Source organism: Pseudomonas sp. S30_BP2TU TE3576, from assembly GCF_050436025.1.
Lineage (GTDB): Bacteria > Pseudomonadota > Gammaproteobacteria > Pseudomonadales > Pseudomonadaceae > Aquipseudomonas.
Genome location: NZ_JBNDLK010000001.1, coordinates 5,968,452 through 5,990,210, shown reverse-complemented (window position 1 = coordinate 5,990,210; position 21,759 = coordinate 5,968,452). Strand labels below are relative to the sequence as shown.

Sequence of the window (21,759 nt, the reverse complement as noted above, 5' to 3'; positions counted from 1 at the left end):
GACTACTCTCCACCAAGATCGGAAAAGGGTTTAAGCCCACTTAATAATCCATATAAACCGTGCAACGGCACGGGCAACCAGGTCGGGCGATTTTCCGCCTCATAGGCGACTTCATACGCCGCCTTCTCCAGACCGAACAACGCCAGCGCGGCATCCTCGCCTTCGGGATCTTGCCATGCATGGGCAAGACTAGCTGCCGCCAGCCGATAAGCGTCGACAAATGCCTGGCGCGCCTCGCTCAAGTAGCGATCGGTCACCCGCAAACGGGCGGCATCGGCCGCCGCGGTGTTATCGACGTTCTGCACGTTGATCGCCATTGCCGCTGCATAATCGAAGGAACGCAGCACACCACTGACATCCTTGTACGGGCTGTGTTTGCCCCGTCGTTCATGCAACGGCCGCGCCGGTTCGCCTTCGAAGTCGATCAGGTAGGCATCGCCCTTGATCACCAGCACTTGCCCCAGATGCAAGTCGCCGTGCACACGAATGCGCAAGCCGCCCGCAGTCTTTTTTCCCAACAATTGCACATGACTGAGAATGGCTTTTTTGTTGTCCAGTAAACGGCCGACCAAGGTCTGGTCCGCCGGGTTCAGTTGATTTTTATGCTGCTTGAGCAAGTTCAGCGCTTGCCCGACTTGCGCTGCAACATCCTTGGCCGAGGCCAGTGCCTCCTGCTGCGTGGTGACCTGCGGCAAGAAGTCCGGGTTGGCGCTCGGCGCTGCCAGCACCTGATGCATTTCCCCCAGTCGCCGGCCCAGCATAGCGGCGAAATCTTTCAATTCGCCGAGCGCGTTGTAATGCTGCTCCTGCTCGGACACCGCGTCGGCCAGTTCATCGCGCAGCGCCCGTTCGAGATTGTTCCGGGTCCACTCCCAGGCGTCGCCCTGATTGCTCAGATAACCTTGGGCGATCATCAGCAGGTTGTCTTCACCCGCTGCATCCCGACGCACCACGGCCCCCAGCAATGGCGAAATATTGCCGAACCCGGCGGCGGTCAGGAACGCGCTCATTTCCAGCTCCGGATGCACCCCTGAGGCCACCTTGCGGATCAGTTTCAGCACCAGGCTGTTGCCGATCACCACCGAGCTGTTGGACTGTTCGGCGAAGAGGTAGCGCACCGGGGACTCAGCGTTCAGGCCGAGCTTTTCCAGCTCGGCGGTGGGCTCGAAGCGAATCTCGCCATCGCTGGAGGCCAAGACACTGCCGGCCTGTAAGCCTTGCAACACGGCATGCACAAAGCTTTCCAGACTGAAGGCATCGGTGATCAAACCAACCTGACGCCCACGCCGTACCCGTGCCAGCGCCAATTGCTGCGGCAACGGCATACCGACCTGGTCTTCGGAGATAAAGCCGAACGGCAACTGGTAGCGACTGCTCTGGCCACCGCTGGTGACGTTGATCTCACTGAACAGTACCGGATGCTGCGGATCGCCGAACCGCACGCCATACGCCAGTTCGACTTGCTCGATGGCGGCGTCCTTGCCGGCGAACCAGCGGCGGTTCTGCAACCAGTTCGGCAGGATGTTTTGCTCCAGCGTGGTCCGTGACGGCGCTTCGAGCAGCTCTTCCATGCGCTTTTTCAGCACCAGCGTGGTGAAGTCCGGCAGGCTCTGCGCGGGCTCCACGTGCCAGCTCGGCATCTGGTTTTCGGCGGCGAGGCCGAACCAATAGAAGCCATAAGGCGCCAGCGTCAGGAGGAAATTCAACTGGCCGATGGGCGGGAACGCGTTCCCCCCGAGCATCTCCACCGGCACCATGCCGACGTAGGCCGACAAATCGAGCTCGGCGGCCTGGGCACTGCGCGACACGTTGGCCACGCACAGAATGACTTCGTATTTACCGTCCACGCCGGTGTATTCACGGGTGTAGGCCAGAATCCGCCGGTTACTGGGCGACAGCATTTTCAACGTACCACGCCCGAAGGCCTTGGATTGCTTGCGCACAGCGAGCATGCGCCGGGTCCAGTTCAACAGCGAATGCGGGTCGCCAGCCTGAGTTTCGACGTTGACCGACAGATAACCGTATTGCGGGTCCATGATTGGTGGCAGCACCAGGCTGGCCGGGTCGGCACGGGAGAAGCCGCCGTTGCGGTCGATCGACCATTGCATCGGCGTGCGCACGCCGTCGCGGTCGCCGAGGTAGATGTTGTCGCCCATGCCGATCTCGTCGCCGTAATACAGGGTCGGCGTGCCGGGCATCGACAACAACAGGCTGTTGAGCAATTCGACCCGGCGTCGATCACGCTCCACCAGCGGCGCCAGACGCCGGCGAATCCCCAGGTTGATCCGCGCCCGGCGGTCGGCGGCGTAATAATTCCACAGGTAATCGCGCTCCTTGTCGGTGACCATTTCCAGGGTCAGCTCATCGTGGTTGCGCAGGAAAATCGCCCACTGGCAGTTGGCTGGGATATCCGGGGTCTGGCGCAGAATGTCGGTGATCGGGAAGCGATCTTCCTGGGCCAGGGCCATGTACATGCGCGGCATCAACGGGAAGTGAAAGGCCATGTGGCATTCGTCGCCGTTCAAGCCCTTACTATCGATGTCGCCGAAGTACAACTGTGTGTCCTCCGGCCATTGATTGGCCTCGGCCAGCAGCATGCGATCAGGGTAATTGGCGTCGATTTCGGCGCGGATCTTTTTCAGGACGTCGTGGGTTTCCGGCAGGTTTTCGTTGTTGGTGCCATCACGTTCGATCAGGTAGGGAATCGCGTCCAGGCGCAAGCCGTCGATGCCCATGTCGAGCCAGTACCGCATGACCGACAGCACCGCTTTCATCACTTGCGGGTTATCGAAGTTCAGGTCCGGCTGGTGGGAGTAGAAGCGGTGCCAGAAATACTGGCCAGCGACCGGGTCCCAGGTCCAGTTGGACTTTTCGGTGTCGAGGAAAATGATGCGGGTACCATCGTACTTTTGGTCGTCGTCCGACCATACGTAGAAGTCCCGCGCCGCCGAACCGGGCTTGGCCTTGCGTGCACGCTGGAACCACGGGTGCTGGTCGGAGGTGTGGTTGATGACCAGTTCGGTGATCACCCGCAGGCCGCGTTTGTGCGCCTCGGCAATGAAGCGCCTGGCATCGGCCATGGTGCCGTAGTCGCTGTGTACGCCGCGGTACTCGGCGATGTCATAACCGTCGTCGCGCCGTGGCGAGGGATAGAACGGCAACAGCCAGATGGTGTTGACGCCCAGGTCGGCGATGTAATCGAGCTTGGCGATGAGGCCGGGAAAGTCGCCAATCCCGTCGTTGTTGGAGTCGAAATACGATTTGACGTGAACTTGATAGATCACCGCGTCCTTGTACCAGAGCGGGTCCTTGATGAACGTGGCTGCCTTGGGTTTCTTCGCCATGTGAAACTCCTGGTGAATTCGAAAGTCCCGCCGGGCTGATCACTCGAGTCAAACGCAATGAGATTTCTGTGGGAGCGAGCTTGCTCGCGATGACAATTGAAGATTCAACAAAGAAGTTGCCCACAAAATTGCTATCGCGAGCAAGCTCGCTCCCACAGGTTTTGCGTTTAAACAGTTATCCTCCAAATCCCGAACGGCTGGTACGCCGGGTCGATCCGCATGAATTGCTGCTTGCCGTGCCAGGTCCAGCGATGGCCATTCATCAGGTCTTCGCCCTGGGTGCTGGCGTCATCGGGCAGACCCATTTCCCACAACGGCAACTCGAAGCTCGCTTCCTGCACGTTGTGCGGATCGAGGCTGACCGCCACCAGAATGAAGTTGCTGCCATCAACGCTGCGTTTGCCAAAGTACAGGATGTTGTCGTTCCAGGCGTTGTACACCTTCAGGCCCAGATGCGTGTGCAACGCCGGGTTCTGCCGGCGAATGCGGTTGAGCTGGGCGATTTCGGCAATGATGTTGCCCGGCGCGTTGAAATCCCGTGGGCGGATCTCATACTTTTCGGAATCGAGGTATTCCTCCTTGCCTGGCACCGGCGCCGACTCGCACAACTCGAAACCCGAGTACATGCCCCACAAGCCTGAGCCCATGGTTGCCAGCACGGCGCGGATGAGAAACCCGGGACGCCCGCAGTCATGGAGGAACGCCGGGTTGATGTCCGGCGTATTGACGAAAAAATTCGGCCGAAAGCATTCGCGCCATGGCGATTCGTTGAGTTCGGTGAAATAACTCGCCAGTTCGGCCTTGGTGTTGCGCCAGGTGAAATAGGTGTAGCTCTGGGAATAACCGACCTTGCCCAGGCGCGCCATCATGGCCGGGGTGGTAAAAGCTTCGGCGAGGAATATCACCTCGGGGTACAACGCCCGTACATCGGCGATCAGCCATTGCCAGAATGGTAGCGGCTTGGTGTGCGGGTTATCGACGCGAAAAATCTTCACGCCCTCCTCGACCCAGCCCACCACGATGTCACGCAGTTCCAGCCACAGGCTCGGAATCGCCTCGGGGGTATAGAAGTCGACGTTGACGATGTCCTGGTATTTCTTCGGCGGGTTCTCTGCGTATTTGATCGTGCCGTCCGGCCGCCAGTTGAACCAGCCCGGGTGCTGCTTGAGCCACGGATGGTCCTGGGAACACTGGATGGCAAAATCCAGGGCGATTTCCAGGCCATGGGCCGCAGCGGCCGCGACCAGTCGGCGGAAGTCTTCGCGGGTACCCAACTGCGAGTGAATCGCCTCGTGCCCGCCCTCCTCGCTACCAATCGCATAGGGGCTGCCCGGATCATCGGGACCCGCCGTCAGGGAATTGTTCGGGCCTTTGCGGTAGCTGCGCCCGATCGGGTGGATCGGCGGGAAATACAACACGTCGAACCCCATGTCCTGGATCATCGCCAGCCGTGAATGCACGTCATTGAAGGTGCCATGGCGTGCGGGACTGTCGGTGATCGAACGCGGAAACAATTCATACCAACTGGCGAACTGCGCCAGTTCACGCTCCACATCCACCGGATACTCCGGGCTCAGGCTCAGGAAAGCGCGATGATCGACGCGGGCCATGAGGTCGGCGCTACGCGGGTGCAGAAACAGTGCAATCTGCTCGGTTTCCAGCAGTCCTGACAGTTCATGGTGCAAGGCCGCCAGTTGCTCGCTGAGTGGCCCATCGCTGCGTTCGGCGGCCTGCTGGACATGAATCCGGCCTTCCTGCAATTCCAGGCTGACAGGCACGGCAGCCATATGCTTTTTTTCCAGCTCGTAGCGAAAACTGGCGAACTGATCGATCCAGGCTTCGATACAGAACCGATAACGGCCCTGGCTGTCGACACGGAACTGCCCCTGCCAGCTGTTATTGCCCAGATCGTTCATGACAGCGTTTTGCCAGACGTCCTCGTCTTCGGCCCGCCAGCGCACCCGCACCGCCAGTTTGTCATGCCCGTCGGCGAAGACCTTGGCCGTCACCACCACGTCCTGCCCCACCACGGCCTTGACCGCGAACTGTCCGCCTTCGAGGGTCGGCATGCAGTTTTCTATGACGATACGCGGCAGCAACAACGCCTGCGACAGCGGCATATGCGGGTTGTAGCTCAACTCAGTCGGTTTATCAGCCGTCATCGAGCCTCTCTCCTAACGCCCCATGGACGCACTTGTGTCTGGTCGCCATCCCGCCGGGTCATCCGCCCCGGGATACATTCACTTAGGTTCCGAGCGACAGCCGTCGGGAAAGTTTCATCAGCATTTTCCGGAATCAAGTCCTTCGCGCAGCGGTCAACCAATTAGTCCACCTACTTAAGCACGACTCACGCCATGTGCCACCGTAAGCTTGAACAATGAACAATAGATTCCCGGCCGTGGACATAAGGCCGGCGTATCCATATCACCCTCACCGAAGCAGAAGCCGACGTATGGACCGTCGCAGGCGCAGTGGATGGACGCCGGCGCTTGAAGGTGCCGACAGTGATTCGGTGATTTGACTGACAGTGATCAACCTCCGCCATAGCTGTTCCGGATAGGTGTTTGTGCGTAACGACGACGGCTGCTTCAACTTGTCGCACGCCGTGGGAACAGCGCCATCTGATCCGCTTTTTAATGCAATACCTGAGTCTGTTATGCAAACAGATTGCCGCTCATAGTGCTCATGCCTGATGGAGGCTGATGAGCGAAAGACCATGAGCGAGAGAATCCCCGTCCGAACCGTTGAAACATTCGAACCTTCGCGTTTAAAGACGAAGGCCAAGTCCAGCGACAACCTGATCCACACCCGCAGCTTCACCGGGTTGTTCCGCAACCTGCGGATCAGCGGTGCGGGTTTTCTGTTTTTGTTGTTTTTCGGCACCGTGTGGCTGAACTGGGGCGGCCGCCAGGCAGTGCTCTGGGATCTTTCCGAGAGCAAGTTCCATATCTTCGGCGCGACCTTCTGGCCGCAGGATTTCATCCTGCTCTCGGCACTGTTGATCATTGCCGCGTTCGGCCTGTTTGCGATCACCGTGTTCGCAGGCCGGGTCTGGTGCGGCTACACCTGCCCGCAAAGTTCGTGGACCTGGATCTTCATGTGGTGCGAAAAGATCACCGAAGGGGAACGCAACCAGCGGATCAAATTGCAAGCCGCGCCATGGGGCCTGAACAAACTGATGCGGCGCGCGGCCAAGCACACCTTGTGGCTGGCCATCAGCCTGCTGACCGGCCTGACCTTCGTCGGCTACTTCACACCGATCCGACCGTTGGCCGAAGAGCTGCTGACCTTTCAAATGAGCGGCGTCAGCCTGTTCTGGGTGCTGTTCTTTACCGGTGCCACGTACATCAACGCCGGTTGGCTGCGTGAAGCGGTGTGCATGCACATGTGCCCCTATGCGCGGTTCCAGAGCGTGATGTTCGATAAAGACACCCTGACCATTTCCTACGACGTGGCCCGAGGCGAAAACCGTGGCCCGCGCAAACGCGAAGTCAAACCCGCCGAAGTCGGCCTGGGCGATTGCATCGATTGCCAGCTCTGCGTACAGGTCTGCCCGACCGGCATCGACATCCGCGATGGCTTGCAGATGGAATGCATCGGTTGCGCCGCGTGCATCGACGCCTGCGATTCGATCATGGACAAAATGGGCTACGCCCGGGGACTGATCAGCTACACCTCTGAACACCAGTTGCAAGGAGGCAAGACTCACCTGCTGCGCCCACGCCTGATCGGCTACACCGCCGTATTGCTGGTGATGATCGCCGCGCTGGTAGTGGCCCTGGTGGAACGGCCAATGGTGTCGCTCGACGTCAGCAAGGACCGGGGCCTGTTCCGCGAGAACAGCCAGGGGCAGATCGAAAACATCTACAGTCTGAAGGTGATCAACAAGACCCAGCAGCGTCAGGACTATCAATTGAGCCTGGTCGATGCCGATGATTTCGAGTTGCAGGGCAAGGCCGTGTTGAGCCTGGCGCCGGGCGAGATTATCGATGTGCCAGTGTCGGTGGCGATGCTCACGGAGCGTCCGGCCAGCAGTTCGCAGAGCATCAGCTTCAAGGTGGTCGACAGCGATGAGCCTGACATCTATAGCGTGGCGAAGAGCCGGTTTGTTGCGCCGATGAATCGCTGATCCCTTAGACTGCGGTCCGTGTGAAATGCGCTCCCCTGTGGCGAGGGGGCTTGCCCCCGTTCGACTGCGCAGCAGTCGCCAAACCAGTGAGCCAGATTCATTTGCATGAACTCTAATAGGGGCTGCTACGCAGCCCGACGGGGGCAAGCCCCCTCGCCACATTGAATACCAACAATCCGGGGCTTAGATGAAACGCTACGAAAAATTCGCCGACGACATCGCAGAACTGATCCGCTCCGGCGTCCTCGGCCCGGGCCAGCGTGTGCCGTCGGTGCGCTACGCCAGCCAGACCTACGGGGTCAGCCCGTCGACAGTGTTCCAGGCCTACTACCTGCTGGAACGTCGTGGACTGATCCGTGCCCGTCCGCGCTCCGGCTACTTCGTCAACGCCCATGCACCACGGCCGTTTTCCGAGCCGGAAATCAGCCATCAGGTCAACGAGTCCACCGAAGTCGATGTCAGCGAACTGGTGTTCTCGGTGCTCGACTCGATCAAAGACCCGAACACCGTGCCCTTCGGCTCGGCGTTCCCCAGCCCGACGCTGTTTCCCCTGCAACGTTTGTCCCGCTCCCTGGCCAGCGCCACCCGCGAGATGGACCCGCGCATGGTCGTCACCGACATGTCACCCGGCAACCCGCAACTGCGCCGACAAATCGCCCTGCGCTACATGGTCGGCGGGCTGATGCTGCCGATGGAAGAACTGCTGATCACCAACGGCGCCCTGGAAGCGCTGAACCTGTGCCTGCAAGCAGTCACTGAACCAGGCGATCTGGTGGCCATCGAAGCCCCGGCGTTCTACGCCTGCCTGCAAGTGCTCGAACGCCTGAAGCTCAAAGCCGTGGAAATCCCCGTGCATCCGCGCGATGGCATCGACCTTGGCGTACTGGCGCAAACCCTGGAACGCCACCCGATCAAGGCCTGCTGGTGCATGACCAGCTTCCAGAACCCCATGGGCGCAACCATGCCCGAGGCAAAGAAACAGCAGCTTGTGGAATTATTGCGCCGCCATCAGGTACCGCTGATCGAAGACGATGTCTACGCCGAACTGTATTACGGTCAACAAGCCCCGAAACCGGCCAAGGCATTCGATACCGAAGGCCTGGTGATGCACTGCGGTTCGTTCGCCAAAAGCCTCGCTCCCGGCTACCGCATCGGCTGGGTGGCTGCCGGTCGCTATGCGCAAAAAATCGAACGGCTGAAACTCATGACCTCGCTGTGCGCGTCGATGCCGGCCCAGGCGGCCATCGCCGATTACCTGCAACACGGGGGCTACGACCGGCATCTGCGCAAATTGCGCCACGCGCTGGAAGACCAGCAAAGCGCCATGCTCGCCGCCATCGCCCGGTATTTCCCGGCACAAACGCGGGTCAGCCAACCGGCAGGCGGGTACTTTTTGTGGCTGGAATTGCCGGAGCAGATGGATTCATTGAAGTTGTTTCAGATGGCGTTGGCGCAGGGGATCAGCATTGCGCCAGGGCCGATTTTTTCACCGGCGCAGCGGTTCAGGAATTGTATTCGGTTGAATTACGGGAGCCCGTGGGACGAGGCTGCGGAAAAGGCAATGGAGACGTTGGGGCGGATTGTGCGGTCGTTTTAAGGGTTAGATGTTGCCTGCACTATCGCCTTCGCGAGCAAGCCCGCTCCCACAAGGTATTTTCCGGTGTAAACAGACTTTGCGTACACCAGGAAACCCTGTGGGAGCGGGCTTGCCCGCGAAGAGGCCAGCACTGACAACGCAAACCTCAGATCAACGCCCACCGCCGAGATCGACGAAAGTCCCCGTCGCATAAGAAGCCTTGTCCGACAGCAACCAGACAATCGCCTCGGCCACTTCATCCGGGCGCCCGCCCCGGGCCATCGGAATCGCAGATTCCAGCTTGCTGACCCGATCCGGATCGCCACTCAGGGCATGGAAATCGGTGTAGATGTAGCCGGGACGCACGGCGTTGACGCGAATCCCCTCACCCGCCACTTCCTTGGACAGGCCGATGGTGAAGGTGTCCAGCGCGCCTTTGGAGGCGGCGTAGTCGACGTACTCGTTGGGCGCGCCCAAGCGTGCAGCCACCGAGGACACGTTGACGATACTGCCGCCCTGCCCGCCGTGCTTGGGCGACATGCGCAGGATCGCGTGCTTGGCGCAGAGGATCGGCGCCAGGACGTTGGTTTTCATGATTTTGAGAATACGGAATTCGGACATTTCGTCGACCCGGGATTTTTGCCCGACGGTGCCGGCGTTGTTCACCAGCGCGGTGACCCGCCCCAGTTCACTGTCTACCCGATTGAACAGCGCGATGACTTCGTCTTCGATGCTGACGTCGGCCCGTACCGCAATGGCTTGCGCACCGAGCGCACGGACTTGCTCCAGCACGCTGAGCGCGGCCTGTTCGTCCGCCTGGTAGTTGATGCAGATCCGATAGCCTTGCGCGGCGGCCAACAGAGCGGTGGCGGCACCAATGCCGCGGCTGCCGCCGGTGATGACGATGACTTTGTCCATGCGAGCTTTCCCCCAATCAAAGCTTAAGCGGTCGGGGCCAAGAATAACCGCCAATGACGGTTTTTGCATGAATTCGGCAGCGTTTGCACAGACGCCATCGCGGGCAAGCCACGCTCCCACAGGTTTTGCATATTCTGTGGGAGCGTGGCTTGCCCGCGATGAACGATGACACGGACTGTCAAGCCAGCGCCAATCGCTCCGAGCGATGGATTTCCATCATGAAACCTTCGGCCGGCAGCGGATGCCCCAGCAGGTAACCCTGCAACGAATCGCAACCGAGTTGTGTCAGGAAGTCCTGCTGCACACCCGTCTCGACACCCTCGGCAACGATGCGCAACCCCAGCGCCTGGCCAAGGGCCACGATGGCCGAAACAATGGCGGCGTCATCGCTGTCACGCTCCAGATCGCGGACAAAACCGCGGTCGATTTTCAGCTCGTTCGCCGGCAGGCGCTTGAGGTACATCAGACTCGAATAGCCAGTGCCAAAATCGTCGATGGACAGGTCGACGCCCATGTCCGACAGCTCCTGAAGCACCGTCATGCTCGCATCGGCATCGCTCATGGCGGTGGTTTCCGTGATTTCCAGGGTCAGGCTGTTGGCCGGCAGGTGATGAGCCGCCAAGGCCTTGGCGACGCTCTGGACCAACCCGCAATGACAGAACTGGATGGCCGAAAGGTTCACCGCGATGCGCCAATCGGTGTAGCCCTGCACGTACCACTCGCGCATCTGGCGGCAGGCTTCGTTAAGCACCCACTCGCCGATCGGAATGATCAACCCGGTTTTCTCCGCCAGTTCGATGAACTTGTCCGGCAACAGCATCCCTTGGGTCGGGTGCTCCCAGCGCAACAAGGCCTCGGCGCCCACCGGGCGACCATTGGCGGCATCGAATTTTGGCTGGTAATGCAGGCTGAATTCCTGATGTTCCACGGCATTGCGCAGGTCCTGCAGCAATTGCAACTGTTTGCGGGCGTTGCTGTTCATCGAGGCGTCGAAAAAGCTGTAGCCGTTTTTGCCCGCGCCCTTGGCGTGATACATCGCCGCGTCGGCGTTCATCAGCAATTCATGGGCAGACTGCCCGTTTCCCGGGTAGAGCGCGATGCCGACGCTGGCAGAAATATGCAAATCATGTTCGGCAACCCGAAAGGCACCCGCGATCAACCCGACCTGACGGGCCGCGAGGTTCAAGGCGTCGATCTGATCGTTCAACTGCACCAGCAACACGAACTCGTCACCGCCGATCCGCGCCAGGGTGTCCTGGCTGCGCAATTCTTCGCGCAGGCGCAAGGCCACTTCGCGCAACAACAGATCACCCATGTGGTGACCAAAGGCATCGTTGACCGGTTTGAAGCCGTCCAGATCGATGAACATCAGGGCAAAGCAACCACCCTCTTCGCGGACCCGCGACATAGCCTGATCGATTCGATCGGCGAGTAACATCCGGTTCGGCAACCCGGTGAGGGTGTCGTGCAGGGCCAGTTGGGTCAGTTCACGGTTGGCCTCGGTCAGAGACAGGGCCAGGCTCGCGGTGCGCGCCTCCAGGCGTGCATCAAGGATCGAGGTCAACAAGGCGATGCTCAGCACCGCCAACGTGGTAATCAGCACCAGGTTGTCCAGGCCATTGCCGCTCAACCCGTTGGCCGCTGCGCCACAAAAGCTGCCGTCGGCAAAGCGTGCGGCAGCCATCCCGGTGTAGTGCATGCCAACGATGGCGATGCCCATGATCACGGCGGCACCGCCACGGATCAGGCGGACATAAGGTGTGTGTTGGCGCAAACGGAAAGCGATCCACAATGCCGCACCCGAAGCACCGACAGCAATGATCAGCGAAGTACCGAACAGCGTCGGGTCGTAGTCGATACCCGGTTGCATGCGCATGGCTGCCATACCGGTGTAGTGCATCGCGCTGATGCCGGCGCCCATGACCAACGCGCCAAAGGCCAGCTGCCAGGCCGGCAATTGCGGCTGGCTGACCAGCCACAGCGCGAAACCGCTGGAGAGCACGCCGATCAACAGCGACAACAGGGTGATTGCGCCGTCGTAGCCCAGATCGATGGGCAACTTGAACGCGAGCATGCCGATAAAGTGCATCGACCAGATGCCGATGCCCATGGCAATGGCCCCACCCGCGGTCCATAAATGCACGGCGCGCCCCTTGGCGGTGGCAATGCGTCCGGTCAGGTCGAGTGCGGTGTATGAGGCGAGAATCGCTACACAGAGCGAAATGATGACCAGAGTGGGGGAATAGCTTCCGATGAGCATGGGGACTTCTCGCGAATGCCCCCGTTAATGTTATCGATTATCGCCGGGGGAAAATGCGGCGATTGTACTGATTCCAAATGAGAACGCACTCACAAAATGAGCAAAGGGCCATCAGTCCGATGAAACGTCTGTTTTAAGGTTTTACATTAACTCGCGTCAGGCTGCTGGCGCCACAAAACCTGTGGGAGCGAGCTCGCTCGCGATACATTCAGCATGGATGTTGCCTGAACCACCGCTATCGCGAGCAAGCTCGCTCCCACAGGGATTGCGCTATCGGTTTTCGCTCACCTCAAGCTGTCCATCCCAGCCACCCCCCAATGCCGCAATCAACTGCACGCTGGCGATCAAGCGGCTTTGCAGCAGGTCCAGGTTACTGCGCTCGTTGCTCAGCGCCGCCGCCTGGGTCACGACCACATCGATGTATGCAATCAAACCAGCCTTGTACTGGTTCTGGGTCAGGCGCAACGATTCACGGGCGGCATCCAAAGCCTGTTGGCGCACGACGGCTTCATCCTGCAGCACCTTGAGCTGCACCAGGAAGTTTTCCACCTCGCGGAATCCGTCCAGCACGGTCTGGCGGTACTTGGCGACGGTTTCGTCATAGGCCGCTTCACTGCGGTCGACTTCCGCCGAGCGCTGGCCGCCGTCGAACAGGGTCATGGCCAATTGCGGTCCTACCGACCAGAAGCGGTTCGGCAGGCTGATCCAGTTGGAATACGTGCTGCTGCTATAACCGCCGTTCATGTTCAACGTCAGGTCGGGGTAATAGGCGGCCTTGGCCACGCCGATGTTGGCGTTGGCGGCCATCACCGAACGCTCGGCGGAAGCGATGTCCGGGCGACGCTCCAGCAGCTGCGAAGGCAGTGCCGAAGGTACTTGCGGCAACTGCGGAATGTCACTGCTTTCCGTCAGACTGAATTCCGCCGGTGGCAAGCCGATCAGCACAGCAATGGCGTTCTCGAACTGTGCGCGTTGCCAGATCAGGTCGACCATGTCGGCTTCGGTGCTTTTGAGCTGCGTCTGGGCCTGGGCCACGGCATCCTTGCCGGATACGCCGGCGCGGTACTGGTTTTCGGTCATTTTCAGCGACCGCTGATAAGCCGAGACTGTGTCTTCGAGCAGGCGCTTCTGGCCATCGATCACGCGCAATTGCAGGTAATTCTGCACCAGCTCCGACTGTTGGCTCAGGCGCATCGCGGCCAAATCGGCAAAGCTTGCCTGGGCATTGGCAGTATCGGCTTCGAGGCCACGGCGCAGCTTGCCCCACACATCCGCCTCCCAACTGACACCCACCTGGGCCGAGTACGTATTGCGAATACCGCTGGACGAACTGCTCAGGCTGGAGCTGCTGCTGCCGGTGCCCTGGCTTGAACGGTTCTTGCTCACGTTCAGGTCGACCGTCGGGAAAAACGCCCCGCGTGCGCTACGCACCAATGCCTGGGCCTGACGGAACTGGGCCTCGGACTGGGCCACGGTCTGGTTGGAGCGGTTGAGTTTGTCGATCAGGTCATTGAGTTGCCGGTCGCCGTACAACTCCCACCAAGCGCCGCAAGCCAGGGCATCGCTCGGGTTGGCCTGACGCCAGCCCTCTGCAGCCTTGTACTGCGCCGGTTCGGCGGTTTGCGGGCGCTGGTAATCCGGGCCGACGGCGCAGGCACTGAGCATCGCCACGCACAGTGACAGGCTCAACAAACGCGAGCCTCGAGCCGTGATCAGCGGTGCAGCCAGGTTGAAAAGCGAACGTTCAGTCATAGCGGAGTTTCCAGAGCAGCATCAGTACGCACCCCACGCCATTTATTGAAACGATGGCGCAGTTTGTCGAGATAGAGGTAAACCACCGGGGTGGTGTAAAGCGTCAGCACCTGGCTGAAGATCAGCCCGCCGATGATGGTCAGGCCCAGCGGCTGGCGCATTTCCGCCCCTTCGGCGCGGCTCAGCAACAACGGCAAGGCACCGAGGATCGCCGCCAGGGTGGTCATCAGGATCGGCCGCAAACGTTGCAAACAGGCGCTGCGAATCGATTCCAGCGGCGCCATGCCCTGTTGTCGCTCCAGCTGCAACGCCAGGTCGATCATCAGAATGGCGTTTTTCTTCACCACGCCGATCAGCAGAAACAGCCCCAGCAATGAAATCAGGCTGAACTCGCCACCGAGCACATAGATCGACAGCAATGCGCCGACCCCGGCCGACGGCAGGGTGGACAGGATGGTCAGCGGATGGATGTAGCTTTCGTACAGCACCCCCAGCACCAGATACACCGCCACCAGCGCGCCGAGAATCATGAACGGCTGGCTTTTTTGCGTGGCGGCAAAGGCATCGGCGGTGCCGGCCATCTTGACGATCACGTCTTCCGGCAAGCCCACCTTGGCAATCGCCCGCTCGATGGCGGCCGTGCCCTGCTCCACCGTCACGCCTTCGGCCATGTCGAAGGAAATGCTTTCCGACGCGAACTGGCCCTCGTGGCTGACCCGGTCGTTTTCCAGGCTGTTTTCGTAATGTGCGAAGGTCGACAGCGGGATCCGCGCGCCTTCAGCGGTGATCACCTGGACCTGCTTGAGGGTGATCGGGTCCTGGGCGTACTTCGGGTTGACCTCCATCACCACCTGATACTGGTTGAGGCTGTCGTAGATGGTCGAAATCTGCCGCTGGCTGTAGGCGTTGTTCAGCACCGCCGTGACCATGTCCATGTCGACACCCAGGCGCTTGGCCTGGTCGCGGTCCACGATCAGGGTCACTTGCCGGGCACCCCGGCCTTCCCGGGCATCAATCGCCGTCAGCTCCGGCAAGGCCCTGAGCGCGGTGACAACTTTCGGATACCACTCGCGCAATGCCCCGAGATCCCCGCTTTGCAGGATGTACGAGTATTGCGAGGTGGTTTGCTCGCGGCCGCCACCGAATTGCAGGTCCTGGTCCGCCATGAGCATCAGCTGTGCACCGGGAACCTTGGGCATTTCCTTGCGCAGGCGTTCGATGACTTTCTGCGCGGAAATGTTGCGTTCCTTGATCGGCTTCAGGCGCACCAGCATGAAGGCGTTGTTGGTGCCGTTGCTGCCGCCGATGAATCCGGCGACGCTTTCTACCGCTTCATCCTTGAGCACCGCACGGCGAAAAATCTCCATCTTCGGCTGCATCACGCTGAACGACAGGCCGTCGTCGCCGCGCACGAAACCGATCAGCTGACCGGTATCCTGCTGAGGTAAAAATGTTTTAGGAACAACAATATACAGCGCAATGTTAACGCCGATTGTCACGAACAGACTGAGCAGCGTCAGGCGTTTGTGACGCAACACCCAGTCGAGGCTGGTTGCGTACTTGCCGACCATCCAGTGATTGGCCCGCTGGCTCCAGCGTTGCAGGCGGTTCTCCTGCCCCGGCGTATGCGGCTTGAGCCAGCGGGCGCAGAGCATCGGCGTCAGGGTCAACGACACCAGCAGCGACACCACGATGGCGGCCGCCAGGGTGATGGAAAACTCGCGAAACAGGCTTTCAATGATTCCGCCCATGAACAGAATCGACAGGAACACCGCCACCAGCGACACGTTCATCGACAGCAAGGTAAAGCCGACTTCCTGGGCGCCGAGGTACGCAGCCTTCATCGGCCGCACGCCTTCGTCGATGTGCCGGGAAATGTTCTCCAGCACCACGATGGCATCGTCCACCACCAGCCCGGTGGCCAGGATCAATGCCATCAACGACAGGTTGTTCAGCGAAAAGCCGTAGAGGTACATCACGGCAAAGGTGCCGACCAGCGACACCGGCACCGCCAGGGTCGGGATCAGCGAGGCGCGGAAGTTACCGAGGAACAGGAACACCACCAGAATCACCAGCGCCACGGCGATCAGCAGGGTCATTTCCGCTTCGTGCAGCGTGGCCTTGATCACCGGCGAGCGGTCCATGGCCAGGTTCAGCTTGACGCTGGCCGGCAGCACCGCCTGCAACGCCGGCAACTGGGCCTTGATCTCGTTGACCGTCTCGATGATGTTGGCGCCGGCCTGCCGGTTGATCACCAGCAATACCGCTGCGTCATCGTTGAAGAAACCACTGTTGTAGCGGTCCTCGACGCCATCGCTGACCTTGGCCACGTCCTTCAGGCGCAGGGCCGCGCCGCCGTTGTAGCGGATGATCAGCGACTCGTAGTCCTTGGCTTTTTCCAACTGATCGTTGGCCTGGACCTGCCACAACCGTTGATCGTCTTCCACCGAGCCCTTGGGCCGGCGCACGTTGGCATTGGCGATGGTATTGCGCACATCGTCCAGGGCCACGCCGTACTGGTTCAGCGACTGCGGTTCGAGCTCGATACGCACCGCTGGCAGGGAGCTGCCGCCGATCTGCACCTCACCGACGCCCTGCACCTGGGACAGGCTCTGGGACAGAATCGTCGAGGCCAGGTCATAGAGCTGGCCTTTTTCCAGCACATCGGATGTCAGCGACAGCACCATGATCGGCGCCTGGGACGGATTGACCTTCTTGTAGGTCGGCATGCTGCGCATCCCGCTGGGCAACAGGTTGCGCGAGGCATTGATGGCCGCTTGTACTTCCCGCGCCGCACCGTTGATGTCGCGGTCCAGGTCGAATTGCAGGATCACCCGGGTCGACCCCTGGCTGGAACGGCTGCTCATGGTGTTGACCCCGGCGATGGCGCCGAAGGAGCGCTCCAGCGGCGTGGCCACAGTCGACGCCATGACCTCGGGGCTGGCCCCAGGCAGGCTGGCCTGCACCACGATCACCGGAAAATCCATTTGCGGCAGCGGCGATACGGGCAGCAAACCGAAGCTCACGCCGCCCAGCAGCATGATGGCCAGGCTCAGCAACATGGTTGCGACCGGGCGCTTGATGAAAGGTCCCGAGAGATTCATCGATGACTGCTCCCGGCACCAACCCACGAGCCCTGCTGCCCCCCTGTGGGAGCGAGCTTGCTCGCGATAGCGGTGTATCGGCCAGCAATGATGTTGAACAAACGGGCCTCATCGCGAGCAGGCTCGCTCCCACAGGTTATGCAGGCCGTCATAGCGCCGTCTCCTGAGCGCCGGTCTTGCCAAAGCGCCGACCGAGACGATCGAAATACAGGTAAATCACTGGCGTAGTGAACAGCGTCAGAATCTGGCTCAGCAACAGGCCGCCGACCATTACCAGACCCAGCGGCTGGCGCAGTTCTGCGCCGGAACCGGTGGCCAGCATCAACGGCACGGCACCGAACAACGCGGCCAGGGTGGTCATCAGGATCGGCCGGAAACGCAGCAAAGCCGCCTGATAGATTGCCGTTTGCGGGTCCAAGCCCTGATTGCGCTCGGCGTCCAGGGCAAAGTCGATCATCATGATCGCGTTCTTCTTCACGATGCCGATCAGCAGAATGATACCGATGATCGCAATCATGCCCAGGTCGTTGCCGCTCAGGATCAACGCCAGCAAGGCACCCACCGCCGCCGAAGGCAAGGTCGAAAGAATGGTGATCGGGTGGATATAGCTCTCGTAGAGCACGCCCAGCACGATATACATGGTCACCACCGCCGCCAGAATCAGCAGCAATGTGCTCGACAGCGAGGCCTGGAAGGCTTCGGCCGCGCCCTGGAACTGGGTCTGCACGCCAATCGGCATGCCGATGTCCTTCTGCACCTGCTCGATGATCTGCACCGCATGCCCCAACGCCACGCCGGGCGCGAGGTTAAAGGACATCATCACCGCCGGGAACTGGCCGATGTGAGTGATCGCCAGCTGTGCCTGGCGTTCCTCGATATGCGCCAGGCTGGACAGGCGCACCTGCCCGCCATCGGTGGTCTTGACGTGAATCTGGTTCAACGCATCCGGGCCGATCTTCTCGCCGGACTGCGATTGCAGCACCACGCGGTACTGGCTCGCCTGAGTATAAATCGTGGAAATCTGCCGCTGACCAAAGGCGTCGTACAACGCATCGGTGATGTTCGACACCGACACACCGACCCGCGACGCCGCATCACGGTCGATCACCAGATAAACCTGCAAGCCCTTGTCCTGCAAATCGCTGGCAACGTCGGCCAATTCCGGGCGGTCGGCCAGGGCTTCGACCAGGCGCCCGCTCCACAGGCTCAGCAGTTCCGAGTCCGGCGAAGACATGCTGAACTGGTACTGCGTACGGCTGACCCGGTCTTCGATGGTCAGGTCCTGCACCGGCTGCATGAACAGGCGGATGCCGACCAGTTTGTCCAACTCCGGTTGCAGGCGGGCAATCACTTGCGTTGCGCTCAGGTCACGGTCGTGGTGCGACTTGAGGTTGATCAGCAACCGACCGCTGTTGAGTGTCGAGTTGTCGCCATCCACGCCGATATAGGAGGACAGGCTCTCGACGGCCGGGTCGGCCAGAATGACCTTGGCCAGTTCCTGTTGACGCTCACTCATGGCGGCGAAGGAAATCGATTGCGGTGCCTCGGAAATACCCTGGATAACCCCGGTGTCCTGCACCGGGAAGAAGCCCTTGGGCACCGCCATGTACAGGAAAACCGTGAGTACCAGGGTGCCTATGGCCACCATCAAGGTCAGCGGCTGGTGCTTGAGTACCCACTGCAACTTGCGTCCGTAAGCGGCGATCATCCAGTCGATGAACGCGCCACTGGCGCGGTAGAAACGGCCCTGCTCTGCTTCCTCGGGCTCACGCTTGAGCAACCGCGCGCACATCATCGGTGTCAGGGTCAGGGAAACGACCAGGGAAATCAGGATCGCCACCGCCAGCGTGATGGCGAACTCGCGGAACAATCGCCCGACCACATCCGCCATGAACAGCAGCGGGATCAGCACGGCGATCAACGACAATGTCAGCGAGATCAGGGTGAAACCGATCTGTTTGGCGCCCTTGAGCGCCGCGTTCAGCGGGCTGTCGCCCTCCTCGATAAAGCGCGCAATGTTCTCCAGCATGACGATCGCGTCGTCCACCACGAAGCCGGTGGCGATGGTCAGGGCCATCAGGGTCAGGTTGTTGACCGAGAACCCGGCCAGGTACATCACGCCGAACGTGCCGATCAGCGACAGCGGCACGGCCACCGACGGAATGATCGTGGCGCTGGCGCGACGCAGGAACAGGAAGGTGACCATGACCACCAGGGCGATGGCGATCAACAGTTCGTGCTGCACGTCCTTGACCGAGGCGCGAATGGTCTGGGTGCGGTCGGTCAGCACCACCACGTCGAGACCGGCCGGCAGGTTGTCGGTGATGCTCGGCAGCAAGGCCTTGATCCGGTCCACTACTTCGATCACGTTGGCACCGGGCTGACGCTGGATGTTCAGCAGTACGGCCTGATTTTCGTTGGCCCACGCAGCGAGTCGCTCGTTCTCGGCGCCGTCGACGATTTCCGCCACGTCCTTGAGCCGCAACGGCGCGCCATTGGCGTAGGCCAGGATCAGGTTGGCGTAGTCCTTGGGCGAGGTCAGTTGATCGTTGGCATCGAGCATCGACACCCGGGTCGGGCCGTCGAAGTTGCCCTTGGGCTGGTTAACGTTGGAGGCGCCGATCAGGGTGCGCACGTCCGACAGGTTCAAACCGTTGGCCGCAAGTGCCTCGGGGTTGACCTTGATCCGCACCGCCTGGCGCTGGCCGCCGGCAATGCTGACCATGCCGACGCCGCTGATCTGGGCGATTTTCTGCGCCATGCGCGTATCGACCAGGTCATTGAGCTTGGGCAACAGCATGGTTTTGGAGGTGATGGCCAAGGTCAGCACCGGCGTGTCGGCCGGGTTGACCTTGTTGTACACCGGCGGTGCCGGCAGGTCCTTGGGCAGCAAGTTGGTCGCGGCGTTGATCGCCGCCTGCACTTGTTGCTCGGCCACGTCCATATTGATGTCGAGGCTGAAACGCAGGGTCAGCACCGACGCGCCGCCGGAACTGGTGGAAGCCATTTGCGTCAGGCCGGGCATTTGCCCGAACTGCCGCTCCAGCGGCGCAGTCACCGCGCTGGTCATGACATCCGGGCTGGCGCCGGGGTACAGCGTCATGACGCGAATGGTCGGGTAATCGACCTGGGGCAGCGCCGACACCGGCAGCAGCCGATAGGCAATCACGCCGGCCAGGATAATGGCCAGCATGCTCAGCGTGGTGGCTACCGGGCGAAGGATGAACAGCCGCGAGAGATTCATGCGCCGCCCTTTTTCGCCTTGTCAGTGGCCGCAGACTCAGCCGCGTTGGTCGCCGACTTGCCCTGCAAGTGTTCGGTCGGTGTGACCGGCACGTCCTGGCTGTCATTGACCACTTCCACGTCACTGCCGTCCTTCAGGCGATCGGTGCCTTCCAGTACGACCCGCTCGCCCACCGCCAGGCCTTCGGTGACCACGGTGTTCAGGCCATCGCTGGCGCCGACTTTCAACTGACGGATCTTGACCTTCTTGTCACCGTCCAGGGCATAGACAAACGTACCGTTAGTGCCGAACTGGATCGCAGCGGAAGGCGCCAGTACGACGTCCTTGAGGGTGTCGGCCAGCAGGCGCACGTTGACGAACTGGTTGGGGAACAGCGACTGATCGCTGTTCTCATAACGGGCCTTGAACTTGAGCGTGCCGGTGGTGACGTCGATCTGGTTGTCCAGACTCTGCAATACGCCGGTGGCCTGTAATTTGGTATCACCACGATCCCAGGCTTCAGCCGGCAACCTGGCGCCGCTGCGATAACGGGCAAGTACCGTACCGAGGCTGTTTTCCGGCAGGGTGAAGGCCACGCTGATCGGTTGGGTCTGGGTAATGATCGCCAATGCGGTGGTGTCGTTGGCGGCTACCAGGTTGCCGACGTCCAGTTGACGCAGGCCGACGCGACCGGTGATTGGTGCACGGATCCTGGTGAATTCGAGATTGAGCCTGGCATCGTTGACGGCGGCCTGATTGGTCTTGACCGTGCCCTGGAATTGACCGACCAGCGCTTCGGCGGTGTCCAGGGTCTGCTTGGCGATACTGTCTTCCTTGTAGAGGCCGCGATAACGCTCGACATCGACCTGGGCGTTTTTCAGCTGCGCCTGATTCTGCAGCAAGGTGCCTTCGGCCTGGAGCAAGGCATTCTGGTAGGGACGCGGGTCGATTTCGGCCAGCAGGTCACCGGCCTTGACCATCTGCCCTTCTTCGAAATAGATCTTGACCAGCTCACCGCCGACGCGGCTGCGGACATTGATGGTGTTCAGTGCCGTGACCGTGCCCAGCGCCTTGAAATACAGCGGGAAGTCACCCTTGACTGCCGGCGCCACACGCACCGGAACAGGCCCGGACGCTGCGCCGAATCCAGGTCGCATTCCACCCGACTTGCCGGTATGTCCGGCAACGGCTTTCTGCCCCGCAGCCTCTCTGGGTGCAGCGCTGCCGGGCCAGAATTTCCAGCACAGGGCAGCGATGACCAACAGGACAAGCAGGCCGAACAGCCAGCGACGGGGACTACGGGAAGCGGAGGATTGCATTGAATGATCAACCATTGGGCGCGTGGGCTTTTTTTACATGAGGCTGAACGATAAGCACTGGCAGGTTTTAAGCAAAGCGCCTTTACCGGCAATTTACCTTTGGCTTACGTAACAGGAGTTTTCTGCAAGACACT

Annotated in this window: 10 protein-coding genes and 1 pseudogene; 3 read left to right on the top strand and 8 right to left on the bottom strand. The window is 60.7% G+C overall.

Annotation, left to right across the window (positions count from 1 at the left end):
- Window positions 1-2 precede the first annotated feature (2 nt).
- Both treS and ABIA48_RS27330 read right to left on the bottom strand, forming a co-directional pair.
- Complete coding sequence (gene treS, locus ABIA48_RS27335) at window positions 3-3,344, bottom strand: maltose alpha-D-glucosyltransferase (RefSeq protein ID WP_429492714.1); 3,342 nt, start codon at window positions 3,342-3,344, stop codon at window positions 3-5.
- Between the two features lie 167 nt (window positions 3,345-3,511).
- Window positions 3,512-5,506 (bottom strand): alpha-1,4-glucan--maltose-1-phosphate maltosyltransferase, encoded by a 1,995-nt coding sequence (locus tag ABIA48_RS27330; protein ID WP_429492712.1) that lies wholly within the window; start codon window positions 5,504-5,506, stop codon window positions 3,512-3,514.
- Window positions 5,507-5,752: 246 nt separating this feature from the next.
- Here ABIA48_RS27330 and ABIA48_RS27325 point away from each other — a divergent pair.
- From ABIA48_RS27325 to mapR, 3 genes and pseudogenes are all read left to right on the top strand, one after another.
- A pseudogene (locus tag ABIA48_RS27325) lies at window positions 5,753-5,860 on the top strand (DUF3203 family protein); the annotation flags it as partial.
- A gap of 200 nt (window positions 5,861-6,060) precedes the next feature.
- Window positions 6,061-7,473 carry a cytochrome c oxidase accessory protein CcoG gene (gene ccoG / locus ABIA48_RS27320; protein WP_429492710.1) on the top strand — a complete coding sequence of 471 codons (1,413 nt, stop codon included), beginning with the start codon at window positions 6,061-6,063 and terminating at the stop codon, window positions 7,471-7,473.
- 187 nt (window positions 7,474-7,660) lie between these two features.
- Entirely contained in the window at window positions 7,661-9,070 is a 1,410-nt protein-coding gene (mapR, locus tag ABIA48_RS27315; RefSeq protein WP_429492708.1) for a GntR family transcriptional regulator MpaR, read from the top strand.
- Window positions 9,071-9,220: 150 nt separating this feature from the next.
- Here the strand turns inward: mapR and ABIA48_RS27310 are convergent, their stop codons facing one another.
- From ABIA48_RS27310 to ABIA48_RS27285, 6 genes are all read right to left on the bottom strand, one after another.
- Entirely contained in the window at window positions 9,221-9,967 is a 747-nt protein-coding gene (locus tag ABIA48_RS27310) for an SDR family oxidoreductase (protein WP_429492706.1), read from the bottom strand.
- Window positions 9,968-10,145: 178 nt separating this feature from the next.
- Window positions 10,146-12,227: a putative bifunctional diguanylate cyclase/phosphodiesterase gene (locus ABIA48_RS27305; protein WP_429492704.1), complete on the bottom strand. Its 2,082-nt coding sequence runs from the start codon at window positions 12,225-12,227 to the stop codon at window positions 10,146-10,148.
- A gap of 270 nt (window positions 12,228-12,497) precedes the next feature.
- Window positions 12,498-13,979: an efflux transporter outer membrane subunit gene (locus ABIA48_RS27300; protein ID WP_429492702.1), complete on the bottom strand. Its 1,482-nt coding sequence runs from the start codon at window positions 13,977-13,979 to the stop codon at window positions 12,498-12,500.
- Entirely contained in the window at window positions 13,976-17,083 is a 3,108-nt protein-coding gene (locus ABIA48_RS27295) for an efflux RND transporter permease subunit (protein ID WP_429492700.1), read from the bottom strand. The genes ABIA48_RS27300 and ABIA48_RS27295 overlap by 4 nt, the downstream gene beginning before the upstream one ends.
- A 148-nt stretch (window positions 17,084-17,231) precedes the next feature.
- Window positions 17,232-20,327, bottom strand: a complete 3,096-nt coding sequence (locus tag ABIA48_RS27290; protein WP_429492698.1) for an MdtB/MuxB family multidrug efflux RND transporter permease subunit — start codon at window positions 20,325-20,327, stop codon at window positions 17,232-17,234.
- Entirely contained in the window at window positions 20,324-21,640 is a 1,317-nt protein-coding gene (locus ABIA48_RS27285; RefSeq protein WP_429492696.1) for an MdtA/MuxA family multidrug efflux RND transporter periplasmic adaptor subunit, read from the bottom strand. Before ABIA48_RS27285 ends, ABIA48_RS27290 begins: the two co-directional genes overlap by 4 nt.
- Window positions 21,641-21,759 lie beyond the last annotated feature (119 nt).